Origin of the sequence: Curtobacterium sp. UCD-KPL2560 (genome assembly GCF_001705035.1) — a bacterium.
Classification (GTDB): domain Bacteria; phylum Actinomycetota; class Actinomycetes; order Actinomycetales; family Microbacteriaceae; genus Curtobacterium.
Window position 1 is genome coordinate 1 of the sequence record NZ_MCIG01000080.1, and the last position, 13,102, is coordinate 13,102.

The 13,102-nt window shown below is 72.6% G+C and carries 8 protein-coding genes and 1 tRNA gene; 7 read left to right on the forward strand and 2 right to left on the reverse strand.

Going from position 1 to position 13,102, the window contains the following annotated elements; translation table 11 throughout:
- Window positions 1–62 precede the first annotated feature (62 nt).
- Entirely contained in the window at window positions 63–2,108 is a 2,046-nt protein-coding gene (locus BEP24_RS14075) for a cytochrome c oxidase assembly protein (protein ID WP_065964465.1), read from the forward strand.
- Between the two features lie 15 nt (window positions 2,109–2,123).
- Here BEP24_RS14075 and BEP24_RS14080 read toward each other — a convergent pair whose 3' ends face one another.
- Entirely contained in the window at window positions 2,124–2,459 is a 336-nt protein-coding gene (locus tag BEP24_RS14080) for a hypothetical protein (RefSeq protein ID WP_139197570.1), read from the reverse strand.
- Between the two features lies 1 nt (window position 2,460).
- Window positions 2,461–3,552, reverse strand: coding sequence for a DUF6177 family protein (locus tag BEP24_RS14085; protein WP_065964468.1), 1,092 nt, complete (start codon window positions 3,550–3,552; stop codon window positions 2,461–2,463).
- 249 nt (window positions 3,553–3,801) lie between these two features.
- On the opposite strand from BEP24_RS14085, the gene BEP24_RS14090 reads away from it, so the two are divergent.
- The 6 genes from BEP24_RS14090 (at window position 3,802) to BEP24_RS14115 (ending at window position 12,796) form a co-directional block, all read left to right on the forward strand.
- Window positions 3,802–3,872 (forward strand) — tRNA-Gly (locus BEP24_RS14090).
- Window positions 3,873–4,014: 142 nt separating this feature from the next.
- Window positions 4,015–9,192 carry a DUF6531 domain-containing protein gene (locus BEP24_RS14095; RefSeq protein ID WP_141693472.1) on the forward strand — a complete coding sequence of 1,726 codons (5,178 nt, stop codon included), beginning with the start codon at window positions 4,015–4,017 and terminating at the stop codon, window positions 9,190–9,192.
- A gap of 38 nt (window positions 9,193–9,230) precedes the next feature.
- Window positions 9,231–9,626, forward strand: coding sequence for a hypothetical protein (locus BEP24_RS14100; protein WP_139197571.1), 396 nt, complete (start codon window positions 9,231–9,233; stop codon window positions 9,624–9,626).
- Between the two features lie 248 nt (window positions 9,627–9,874).
- Window positions 9,875–10,513, forward strand: coding sequence for a hypothetical protein (locus tag BEP24_RS17710; RefSeq protein WP_171898826.1), 639 nt, complete (start codon window positions 9,875–9,877; stop codon window positions 10,511–10,513).
- A gap of 96 nt (window positions 10,514–10,609) precedes the next feature.
- The gene (locus BEP24_RS14110; RefSeq protein WP_065964473.1) at window positions 10,610–11,734 is read left to right on the forward strand and encodes an FAD-dependent oxidoreductase; all 1,125 of its coding nucleotides are present in this window, start codon (window positions 10,610–10,612) and stop codon (window positions 11,732–11,734) included.
- A 9-nt stretch (window positions 11,735–11,743) separates the two neighbouring features.
- On the forward strand, window positions 11,744–12,796 hold the full coding sequence (locus tag BEP24_RS14115; protein ID WP_065964474.1) for a glycerate kinase: 1,053 nt from the start codon (window positions 11,744–11,746) through the stop codon (window positions 12,794–12,796).
- Window positions 12,797–13,102 lie beyond the last annotated feature (306 nt).

Below are 13,102 nucleotides of genomic sequence, written 5' to 3' on the forward strand. Positions count from 1 at the left end.
GTCCAGGGCCGGTGTCGGACCGGGGGCGGGGTGTCAGGTGGGGCACCTACCATTGGACGGTCATGACCGTCACGTCAGCCGCCACGCAGCCCGGGGACACGGCACCGGACCCCGCCCCCGTCACCGCCCGGAACACCACCGTCGCGACGGTCCTCGTCATCGCGATCCCGCTCGCCGTCGCGTGCGCCGTGCTCGGCATGACGCTCACCGGTGCGTTCACCGCCGGCCAGCAGCTCGTCTCGGCGGGTGACCTCGTCGAGTACGGCCTGCCCGTCGCCCGCGTCGTGCACGACACCACGGCCGCGCTCACGATCGGCCTGCTCGTCGTCGCCGCGTTCGCGCTCCCCGCCAAGAAGCAGGACCACGGCGCGATGTCGAGCGTGCAGCACCGCGCCGCCCGCTGGGGTGCCGCCGCCGGTGCGGTCTGGTTCCTCGCCGCGGTCGTCGGCATCGTGCTCACCGGCGCGAACACCCTCGGCGTCCCGCTGACGGACCCGGTGTTCGCCCGGAACTTCCTGCTCTTCGCCTTCCAGGTCGAGATCGGACAGGCACTCGTCGTGTCGGCGGTCGCGATCCTGCTCGCCACGCTCGTCGCCGCGTTCGCCACCCGGGTCACCACCCTGGCGGTCGCGACCGTGCTCGGGCTCTTCGCGCTGCTCCCCCTCGCCCTGTCCGGGCACGCGGCCGGCTCCCTCGAGCACGCGAACGCGGTGAACTCGCTCGCCGTGCACCTCGTCGCGGTCTGCGTGTGGGCCGGCGGACTCGTCGCCGTCGTCGTGCTCCGCACCCGCACCAAGGGCGCCACCGGCCGGGTCGTCGCCCGGTACTCGACGCTCGCCGGGTGGGCGTTCGCCGCGGTCGCGTTCTCGGGCATCGTCAACGCCTCGCTGCGGCTGACCGGGCCGCTCGACCTCGTCACGACGAGCTACGGCTGGCTCATCACCGTCAAGGCCGTCGTGCTCGTCGCGCTCGGCCTGGCGGGTGTCGTGCAGCGCCGCAAGCTCGTGCCCGGGCTCCTGCGCGCCCCGCTCGACCGACGCCTGTTCGTGCGGTTCGCCCTCGCCGAGATCGTGTTCATGGCGGTGGCGATCGGTGTCTCCGTCGCGGTGTCGCGCTCGCAGCCGCCGATCCCCCAGACGCCCGAGACCGGTCAGGACACCCGCTCCGGGCTGCTCGGCTTCCCGTACCCGCCGGCGCAGACCGTGCAGACCTACCTGACGCAGTGGCACATCGACTGGGTCTGGCTCGCGCTGGCCGTGGTCGGCGCCGGCTGGTACCTGCTCGCGGTCCGCACGCTCCGGAAGCGCGGCGACTCCTGGCCGGTCGGCCGCACCATCGCGTGGCTGCTCGGGTGCGCCCTGTTCGCCTGGACCACCTCGGCCGGACCGGCCGTCTACGGCATGGTGCACTTCTCGTCGCACATGCTCCAGCACATGCTGCTCATGATGTTCGTGCCGTTGCCGCTCGTGCTCGGCGGCCCGGTGCTGCTCGCCCTCCGCACGCTGCCGGTCCGGAACGACGGGTCCCGCGGCGCCCGCGAGTGGCTGATGCTCTTCACGCACTCCCGCTACATGCAGTTCCTCGCGAAGCCCGCCGTCGCCGGCGTGATCTTCGCGGGCTCGCTCGTGGTGTTCTACTTCACCCCGGCCTACCAGTACGCGATGCAGTCGCACGAGTGGCACGTCGCGATGGTCGTGCACTTCGTGTTCAGCGGCTACCTGTTCTTCTGGGTGTTCGTCGGCGTCGACCCGGGCCCGAAGCGCCCGGCGTACCCGATCCTCATCATCGCCCTGCTCGCGACCCTGGCCTTCCACGCGTTCTTCGGCGTCGCGGTCATGACCTCGCAGTCGGTGTTCGCGATCGACTGGTTCCACGCGCTCGGCCAGACGAACGATGCCGCACTGCTCGACGACCAGCACACCGGCGGCGGCATCGCCTGGGGCGCCTCGGAGCTGCCGATGGTGTTCGTCGCGCTGCTCGTGGTGCGCAACTGGGTGCGGTCGGACAAGCGCGACGCGAAGCGCCTCGACCGCAAGGCCGAGCGCGACGGCGACGCCGACCTCAAGGCGTACAACGACCGCCTCGCCGCGATGCACGACCGCGACTGACCTGCTGGCCGGACCTCAGTCGCCGTGCACGATGCACACGGCGTCGAGGTCCAACGAGGCCTCGAGTGCGGCGTCGATGCCCGGCTCCCCCGCGTCCCCGATCGGCGCGACCGCGTCGACCCACCACAGCGGCGTCGCCATCTCCGGGGCGTCGGGCAGGATCCGCCGGACCTCGTCGAGCGAGTCCACACGACGGACGCCGAGCACCGTGATCACCGGGTGCGTCGCGTCGCGGCACACCTGGAGCACCGGACCGTCGTCGAGCGCTCGGACACCCCAGGCGTCGTCGTGCAGCAGCAGCGCCTCCGCCACGTCGCGCGTCTCGACCGGCCCGCGGCACAGCAGCGTCACGTCACGCGGCACCCTGACCGCCCCGCTGCGCCGAGTCCCGGACGCCGGAGCCCGCGTGCGTGCCGCGGTCGTGCCCGTCGAGCGCGCCCTCGTCGTGCGCGGGGTCGAGCGGGGCACCGCCGACGAGCTGCAGGAAGCGGTCCTCGTCGATGCGGTCGAGGAAGGCCTCGAGCGCTTCCCACCCGTCGTCGAAGCGGACCACGAGCCCGCCGGCGCCGAACACCGAGGTGCTCGTCCGGGGCGGGGGCCACTCACCGTCGCGGTCGAGGAACGTGGTCGCCTCGGCACCGACGACGACCGCGAGGGGCGACGGCTCGCCGTGCGCGACGGCCCGGACGAGGTGGTCGGCGTCCCCGCGTCGCTGCATCACGACACCGAACACCGGGTCGACCTCGTCGGCCACGCGGTGCACCGCGTCGAGCAGTCGGGACGCGAGTGCCGGGTCGGCGCCGTCCTCGGGGATCGTGAGCACGGCGGACATCGTCTCGACGACGACCCCGTCGGTCAGGTGCGCCGTCATCGTCGCCGAGAACCCGTCGCCGACTGCGTACGAGGTCGAGACGTCCGGCGCCTCGTGCTTGGCGTACTGCGTGACGACCCAGCGGTCCCACGGCACGGAGAGCGGCTCGCTGGTGCCCCACCACGCCGGGCAGGACCCGGTCGTGTCGCACAGCGCCTCGATCGCCGCCCCGATGTCGACCGCGCGGTCCGCGTGGTGCCGCAGGGTCAGGTCGATGCTGATCTGCCGGACCGACCCGGTCGAGACCGGGTGCTCCGGCGACGGCGGTCCGAGGAGCTCCGGTCCGTGGTGCACGACGTCCTCGACGCCGGAGGCGGCGACGCCGGTCCTGCCGTCCCGCAGCGATCCGCCGGGGCCGTCCACGAGCCATGCGGCGTTGTGTGCGCCCAGCGCGTGCCGCAGGGCGGGGGTGAGCGCCGCCTCCTGGCCGGTGCGGAGCACGACCGTGCGGCCGGACTCCGACGCCCGTCGCAGCAGTGCGGCGAGGGACTCGGTCAACCAGACGACCGGCGACGCGGACCGCACCACGATGGCGGGGCCGACCACGTCGTCGATGAGGGGATGCCTGACCATCCGGTCCTCCTCGGGTAGGGCGCTCGATCCCCCTGGACGGTACACACGGGCCCCCGGACTGTCCGTGGAGGTGCGCACCTCACAGGGGAGACACGGGGAGGCGCATGGCGGCGACACGTGTCGCGCACGGTGCCCGCGTGGGCCGGCCGGGAGGCGCGGCTCGCGTCCGCCGCGCGACGCGCGGGGTGCACACGGCTGGCGTCCAGCGCGGGATCCGCTAGGCTTGTGCCGTCCCGTCCGGCGGGATGCGCGAGTGTAGTTCAATGGTAGAACTCCAGCTTCCCAAGCTGGTAGCGCGGGTTCGATTCCCGTCACTCGCTCTCTTCTCCTCTCCGTTCAGGTCTGTCGTCCTGTCCTCCCCGCTTCGTGTGGACGGCATGGTCGATCTGCGAAGAACGCACGCGGCTCGTCTGCGTTAGGTTCTTCAGGGGCAACACCGCTTTCCATGGGGGGAACACAACGGTGACTGGATCGACCGACCTGACCGCGTACGCGCTGCCGGACTTGACGTACGACTTCTCTGCCGCCGAGGACCTCGCTCACGAGTGCGACCTGGCGAAGACGACGGTGCAACTCCAGGCGCCGTCGCGAGCAGCGCTCGTCACCCAGGCCAGTGCCGACTTCGCGGGCGGGTTCGCGGAGACGTTCCGCGCGAATGCGGCGATCGCGCAGGAGGACGCGCGTGAGCTCGCCACCAAGCTCGGCGAGACCGCGAGCGGCATCCGTGCCCTCAGCGACGCAGCTCGCGAGGAGAACACGCGGCGGCGAACGGCCCGCGCGTGGCGTGACCGCGTCCTCGCACGCCGTGCGGACCTCGTCGACAGCACCTGGGATGCCATCTTCGGTGAGGAGCCCCCACCCAGCAGCGGCAAGGTCGACGTCCCGGCGTTCCCGATCACGGCCTACAAGGCTCGCGCCAGGAGTACACCGGCGCCCGGGTCCGCTCCGGGGTCCGGTGGCGGCGTCTCGTCCGCACGACCGGAGGACCTCCGTTCGTTCGCCTCCGGGTCCGCCGGCCTGAACGGTGCACTCCGAGATGTGCCCGGCCGCATCGAGCGTGCCCTGGCGGCCTTCACCCAGCGCTGCGACTTCGGTCACGTGGATCTGTCTCAGCTCCTCACGGGTTTCCGCGCCTGGACGACCGCGAACGACGGGGACGTGAGCTGGGCGAACACCATCGCCGCCGCCTTCGAGGCAGCCGGTGCCCGCGGCGACGTCGTCTCGCTCGACGACAGCTCGCTGGCAGCCGCCCTGTCCGCAGCGGGTGTGACGCGGGCGCGGTCCGATCTCGACTTCGGCGCCCCGTCCCTGCTCGGCGCCGTCCCGACGAGCGGATTCGCCGCCGACCCCGTGAACACCGCCACCGGCAACTTCGTGGAACATGAACATGATCTCGCCTTCGCTGGAGCTGCCGAGGGCTTCGGACTCGCGCGGACGTACAACTCGTTCGACGTCGTCGGTGGGGTGTTCGGCCCGGGTTGGTCGTCGGTGCTCGACCAGCGCCTCGAGATCCACGCCGACCACGTCGAGTTGGTGCACGCCGACGGTCGACGGAGCACCTTTCCCATCCGAGGCGACACCGCTGCCCGTGCGGTCGGCGAGAACCTGTGGCTGACACCCGGTGGGCACCCGGCGGACCCGAGCACCGACGGCACTGCGATCCTCGTCGTCCGTGACAATGCAGGGTCCTGGCGGTCGTTCTCACCCGACGGCGTGTGGCTCGCCGCCGGGACGGGCGCCGTGGCGACGGTCACAGCCGAGCGGGACCGTGATGGTGCGCTCGTGCGGCTCCGTCACCGTCGCGGGCGGTTCGTCGACCTCCGTCACGTGGACGGCTTGGTTCGTTCGGCCCGCTCCTCCGACGGCCGCGTCGTGACGTACGAGTACGGCGGCCACCGAGCGCTCACGTCGGTGACCGGTCCCGGCGGGACGCGGACGTACACGTGGGACGACGACGGTCGGATCGAACGGGTGACGGCAGCTGACGGGATCGTCGAGTGTGCGAACACGTACGACGAGCACGGACGGGTACTCCTGCAGACGACCCCGCACGGCCGCACGGTCCGCTTCGCGTACCTCCCGGGACGGGTCACCTCAGTTGCCGACGAGGACGGGGCGAACGCGAACACCTGGTTGTCCGATCGCAACGGACGCGTGGTCGCCATCACCGACTCGGACGGTCGGCGTCAGTCGCTGAGCCACGACGAGCACGGGAACCTCGTGGCTTCGACCGCTCGTGACGGGTCCGTCACGGTGCACGTGTACGACGACCGTGGCCGCCTCGTCCGGACAGTCACGCCGGACGGTACGGACACGACCGTGCACCACGACGACCACGACCGGGTACGGCGCATCGAGCGCGACGGTCGCACCGTCTCGTTCGAGTACGCCGAGCCGTCCGCGGTCTCACCGTCGGCCGTGGTCGGCGAACGGGGTGGTCGATTCTCGATGACCTGGGTCGACGACCTGCTCGTCCGCGTCGAGGACCCCGAGGGCGTCGTCCTGACCTTCCAGCACGACCACTCCGGTGATCTCGTCGCGGTGCAGGACGCCTTCGGCGGGACGACCCGTCACACGCGGGATGCTGCCGGCCGCATCGTCTCGACCACCACGCCCATGGGCCACCGCACCCGCTACGAGCGCGACGACGAAGGCCGCGTCACGTCTCGTGAGGACCCGGACGGCTCCGTCTGGCGGTTCGAGCACGACGCCGGCGGTCGCGTCGTCGTCGTCGAGGACCCCGTCGGCGGACGGACGGTCCGCGAGTACGGATCGAACGGATTCCTGGCACGTACCGCGGATCCGCTGGGACGGACGACGACGGTCCGGTACGACCGCCTCGGCAACCTGGACGAAGTCGTCCTCCCGGACGGCACGCGCTGGGAGCTGTTGCACGACGCACTCTCGCGACTCCGCGAGGTCGTCGACGCGGCCGGTGAGCGTTGGCTGCGGGAGTACGACGCCGTCGGCCGTCCGACGGTCCGCACCGACCCGACCGGTGTCCGATCGATCGTCGAGCGGGTCGGCGCTCCGGCTGCTGAGCCGTCGTTCGAACTCGATCTCGCGGGGCGGGTCGCGGGGGCGACCTCGCCGATCGGCGACCGGACCACCATCGAGTACGACGCCTGCGGTCGTGTCGCAGCGTGGACCGATGCGGACGGCGGTCGAACGGCGCTCCGGTACGACGCCGACTCGCGGGTCGTGGAACGCATCGAACCCATGGGAACCGTCACAGCGTTCGAGTACGACGCCTGCTCCCGGCTGGTGGAGGAACGGGTCCCCGGTCTCGGGACGACGAGGTACGGGTACGACGCGGTGGGACGCCTCACCTCGGTCGACGACCCGCGGAACGGAAGACGGACGATCACCAGGGACCTGGCCGGTCAGGTGGTCGCGGTCGACGACGCGCTCGGACACTCGACCACGTTCGCCCGGGACGCCTGCGGCGAGGTCGTCCGGACGGTCGGCCCCTCCGGCGGCTGCACCCTGACCACCCGGACTCAGCTCGGTGACGTGGCGTCCAGGGTCGACCCGATGGGCCGTACCGTCGAGTCGTCCTGGGATCCGGCCGGTCGTCTGACGAGCCGCTCGGACCCTGACGGACACATCACCACGTGGGCCCACGACACCGCCGGGCGCCTGTCCGCGGTCCGCTGCGACGGCCGACTCGTTGCGGCGGTCACGCGGGACGAGTCGGACCGGTCGGTCACGGTCACCGACATGACCCATCCCGACGGCGAGCAGACCGTCCACCGGCTCGAGTACGGCCCCGGGAACGAGTTGCTGCGGCGCACCACGACACGCGCTGGCGCGAGCAGAACGACCAGTTGGGAGTACGACGCTGCGGGCAACCAGCGTGCGGTGACCACCCCGGACGGCGTGCGGACCGAGTACGACCGCGGTCGTGCGGGCCTGGTGACCGGGATCCGTCGTCCCGACTTCCCGGACGTCTCGCTCCGACACGACGGCGACGGTCGACTGACCGAGGTCGTCGCGGGGCCGGTTGCCCAGTCCTGGCGGCACGTCGACGGATTCGTCGTCGGACACTCGGCGGACGGGCGCGCGACCACGCTCGAGCGCGACAGGCGTGGGCGCATCACGGCTCTGCACACCCCGGACGGTGAAGTCGTCACCTACCAGTACGACGAGGCCTCGCAGCTGATCGGCGCCTCCGGGACGAGCGTGACGACGTGGACCTACGACGACGCCGGGCGTCTGGTCGACGAACGTGGCGCATCCGGACTGACCTCCTACGCGCACGACGCGTCCGGAGCGCTCCTGCAGGTCGACCGCCGAGGCGACGAGTCGGATGTCGTCCGGTTCGAGTACGACGGTTGCGGGCGACGGATCCGAGCCACGTCGGACGACGACACGACGTCGTACGAGTGGGACGAGCGCGGTCACCTCCGCTCCGTCGTGCGCCACGATGGCACGGCCACAGAGCGCTCGGACCTGTGGGTGAACGCACTCGGTGAGCTGGCCGAGGTCGACGGCACGACGCTCTGCTGGGACCCCACCGCACCAGTGCCCACCCTGCTGTCGATCGGCGACGTCCCGATCATCACGGCTCCCGGACTGCTCGGCGTCGACGGGACCTGGACGAGCTCAGGGTGGCGTCCGGCACGGTCCGCCGAGCTGCACGACCCGTGGTCCTCGACCGAGGCCGTCACGTCACCGCGCATCCCTGAAGGCATCGGGGTCAGCGCGACCGGGAGCGTCATGGTCGCTGGGCTCGAGCTGACCGGAGCCCGCGTGTACGACCCGTCGGTACGGTCGTTCCTGTCGACCGATCCCCTACCGCCGGTCACGGGTGCGGCATGGGCGGACAACCCGTACGCGTTCGCCGGCAACGACCCGGTGAACCAGACCGACCCGACCGGGCTCCGACCGATCACGGACGCGGAGCTCGCGGCCTACGGAGCCGGGCGACAGGGTCTGCTCGGGATCTCCTACCACCTCTCGAACAACAGCGCCTTCTCGATGGACGGGGACCTGCACGCGTCGCACGCCCTGTCGTGGCTCCTCGGCATGTCGCTCCTCGACCCCCGCAGGCCGGGCCCGGGCGTCATCCTCGGTGCGCTGAGTCCCCTCCCGTTCGTGGGCATCCCCGTCGGCATGGCAGCGGACTTCTACGCCGGGACCGTCCTCACGAGCGGGCAAGGTGAGATGCTCTTCGGGTGGGCGACGGGCACATCGCCCCGGACCTTGCTCTACGGATCGGACAGCAAGATGACGCAAGTCGTGAAGAACGAGCTGCCGGACGACCAGCGCCGGGACATCCTCGACGACCTGAAGCAGGACGGTGTGGCAACTGGGTACGGCTACGAGGCGGGACCTGCGTCGTTGACGAACCAGAACCTCCTCCGGGACCTCCGCACCGTCGTGACCTGGCCGGTGGCGTCCGAGCGGGATCGCACGCTCTTGGCCCTCGGCACGTACGACGTCGACGCGAAGGTCGTGTCGAAGGGCGATGACGGGACCGCCGTCGTCGAGTACACCGCGACGAACGAGACCACCCTCGGTTCGGCGTTGCGGATTCCCGGGCTCGACTACGGTGCGTTGAACCGAGCCGCTGGTGACCACGGCCCGTTCTCGCGCGTCACAGAAGAGTTCACGTGGACGGAGAAGGTCAAGTGGTGACGAGGCGCCGGACGGCAGTCGCGACGACGATCGCGGTCGTGTCCCTCGCGTTGACCGGGTGCGCCGTGCCGGCACAGCCCGCGCAGCAGGACTACACCGGCACGTGGGTCCTCCAAGGTGAGGACGGTGACCACACTGCCGAGTTCGTCGTGTCGGCGGACCGGACGTACACAGCGAGCAACATCCCGATCGATCTCGCATGCCGGACCCGGGACGAGGCGACGAGCCCTCCTGGTTGTGCGGACGGTCGCGGCCCGACGAGCTTCTCCGGACGGTGGACGGTGGCCGAGGGAGACTCGGCCGGTGTTCGGTTCTACTACTCCGATCGGTTCGTGCGCCAGGGCTACTCGACGGGCGACGGACTCGGCTTCTTCGTCGGGACGCTGGACGCGCCGCGTCCCGACTACCTGTTCGTCCGCTCGTCCTCGAACTGACCGGCTCCACGTCCAGGGTTGCCCGACCGGTACTCCGTCGAACCGGGCGTGCGGTACCGGCACCCCCGAGATGGGGTAGCGTCGACGAGCCTCGGTCACCACGAGCGCGGCCGGCCTGCGGGGCGGCGCCGGGGCGCACGCGGGGGCGTGCGGCCGCGCGACCACTCCGCCACGGCTGCCCGATCAGAGGCCGTGGCACCGCTGGGGGGCGGACCGTGTCCCTCGGCGTCCACGACCGAGAGGACACCATGCGTCACCACGCATCCCTGGCCGTCGCCGGCATCGCCGTCGTCGCCTTCGCCCTGACCGGCTGCTCGACCGGCGCCGCCGACCGCGCCGACGACGACCGCCCGACCACGACGCGGAGCGCTGCCGCGTCGACGCCCTCCCCGACGGCCTCGGCCACGGGGGACGCGGTCGCCTCCGGCGCCGTCACCGTGACCTCGGACAAGATCGTCGACGACCAGATGGGCCACGAGGTGCAGGCCGACCAGGTCGTGCGGAAGTTCCCGTGGACCTCGGCGCAGTCGGGCCTTGCGGACCGGGACGACGACGAACAGGTGCTCGTGCACGTCACCGTGACCGCCGGGACGAAGTACTACTCGACGGTCGACTGCGGCACGCTCCGCGTGAAGGCCCACGGGCGCACCGAGTCGTACGCCTCGCAGGGCACGACGACCGTGATCGAGGACGCCATGCGCGACGCCGGGTACCCGCCGCTCGAGAAGGTCGACCAGGGCCAGTCGGGATCGGGCTGGTGCGCGTTCTCGGTGACCGACCCCACGCCGACCCTCGACCTGGAGTACGTGCGGGTCGCCGCCTCGGGGAACGACGGCACGCAGGTCACCGCGAAGGACTTCTACGCCGAGATGGTCCCGACGAGCTGAGCCCGTCGAGCCGGGCACGTCGGCGCTCGGGCACGGCACGGACGGACCCGGGAGGGCCAGGTCGTCCGTGCCGGGGGCCCACACTACGATCGCGCCATGCCCACGACCGACCCCGCCACCGTCCACGTCGTCGTCGGCGGCGGGGTGGTCGGCGCGGCGACCGCCGATGCCCTGATCCGCCGCGGCGAACGCGTCCTGCTCGTCGACCAGCACCCGCGCGGCCACCACGAGGGCTCGTCGCACGGTGCGACCCGGATCTTCCGGCAGGGCTACACGGACCCGGAGTACGTCGCGCTGACGACCCGCGCGCTCGCGCTGTGGGAGGCGCTCGAGCACGAGACGGGTACGACGCTGCTCGACCGCACCGGCGCCGTCGACCACGGTCGTCCCGAGGTCGTCGACGCGATCGCGCGGGCGCTCGACGACGCCGGCATCCCGAACGAGCGCCTCTCCCCCGCCGAGGCCGCCACGCGCTGGCCGGGCATCGCCTTCGAGGGGCACGTGCTCGCCCACGCGACCGCCGGGCGCATCCGGTCGGCGGTGGCGATCGAGACGTTCCTCGACCGGGCGTCCGCGACGGGCCTCGCCGAACTGCGCTACGGGACGCGGGTCGAGCGACTCGTCGACTGCGGCGACACCGTCGAGGTGTCGCTCGTCGGCGCAGCCGGCGAGCGCGAGACGGTCCGGACCCGGTCCGTGGTCGCCGCCGTGGGGTCGTGGGCGCCCACGCTGGTGGGCGACGTGCTCGCGGCACGCGGGGCGCGCCTCCCGGCCGTCCGCGTCACCCAGGAGCAGCCCGCCCACTTCCCCAGCCACCTGCCGGACGCGGCGTGGCCGTCGTTCGTGCACTGGGCGGACGGCGACGACGTGTACGGGTTGCTCACCCCCGGCGAGGGCGTGAAGGTCGGGTTCCACGGCACCGGACCGGTCGTCGACCCCGACGACCGGGACCACACGCCTCGGGCGGACGAGGCCGCACGGCTGCAGGAGTACGTCGCCCGGTACGTCCCCGGCGTCGACGCGAGCCGTCCGACCTTCATCAGCTGCCTGTACGACACCACGCCCGACGAGGACTTCGTGCTCGATCGCCGCGGGCCGGTCACGGTCGCGACCGGGTTCTCCGGTCACGGGTTCAAGTTCGCGCCGCTGCTCGGCGAACTCGTCGCCGACCTGGCCACCGGCGGGGCACCGCACCCCCGGTTCGCGCTCCGGTCCCGGTAGCGTGGCGCGGTGCGCATCGTCATCGCTCCCGACTCCTTCAAGGGCACCGCGACCGCGGCCGAGGTCGCCACGGCTGTCCGTGCCGGCTGGCTGACCGAGCGTCCGGACGACGACGTCCTCGCCGCACCGACGGCCGACGGTGGCGAGGGCACGATCGACGCGTTCGCCGCGGCGTTCCCCGACGCCGAGCGGGTGCCGGTCCGGGTGACCGGCCCCGCCGGCGACCCCGTGGACGCCCACTGGCTGCGCCTGCCGGACGGCCGCGCGGTCGTCGAGCTCGCGGCGACGAGCGGGCTGCCGCTCCTCGCCGGGGACCTGCGGCCGGAGACGGCGACGAGCCGCGGGTTCGGCGAGGCGATCGCCGCGGCGCTCGACGCCGGGGCGACCGGACTCGTGCTCGGGATCGGCGGGAGCGCCTCGACCGACGGGGGACGACCGGTGCTCGAGGCGCTGGGTCTGGACGTCGCCGGATCCGACACTGCCGGGCTCCGTCCGCTCCCGGCCGGTGGCGTCGTCGTGCTCACCGACGTGGTGTCGCCGCTGCTCGGGCCGACGGGTGCCGCGGCCGTGTTCGGTCCGCAGAAGGGCCTGGCGGCCGACCGCGTCGCCGACGCCGAGGCCCGGTTGACCGAGTGGGCCGGCCGGTTCCCGTCGGTCGACCCGGCGACCCCCGGAGCCGGGGCGGCGGGCGGCGTCGGGTTCGGGCTGCTCGTGTGGGGCGCGACGCTCGTGCCCGGGGCGCGTGCGGTCGCGGAGCTACTCGGGTTGCCTGGGCTGCTCGACGGGGCCGACGTGGTGGTCACCGGCGAGGGACGCTTCGACGCGCAGAGCGCCGCGGGCAAGGTGCCGTCGGTCGTGCTGGCGCTCCGGGCCGAGCGGGCTCCGGAGGCCCGGGCGCTGCTCGTGGCCGGCGAGGTCGACGCCCCGCTCGACGCCTTCGACGCGGCGGCCTCGCTCGTGGTGCTCGCGACGCAGACGACCGGGGAGCCGGACGACGCGCTGCGGGATCCGTTGCGCTTCGCGACGATCGCGGGGCAGCGGCTGGCGCGGCTGGTCAGCTGAGCGGGCGCGGCCGGGGCGGTTCCGGCGGGCGCGGCGGGCGCGGCGGGCGCGGCGGCTCGCGAAAGCGACAGTTCCCGTCGAACCATCCGCCGGGATCTGTCGCTTCGGCGAGGAGGACCGGCGCGGCCACCCGGAATCTGTCGCTTCGGTGGGCGCAACGCGGGCGCAACGCGGACCTCGCGGACCACGCCGGGCACACGCCGTACCGGCGCGACCGGGCCCCACCCCCCGGAGCGACCGGGCCGCACCACCCGTGACACGCCCGACGGCACCTTGCCCGCGGCGCTCTGCGCGTCGAAGCGTCCC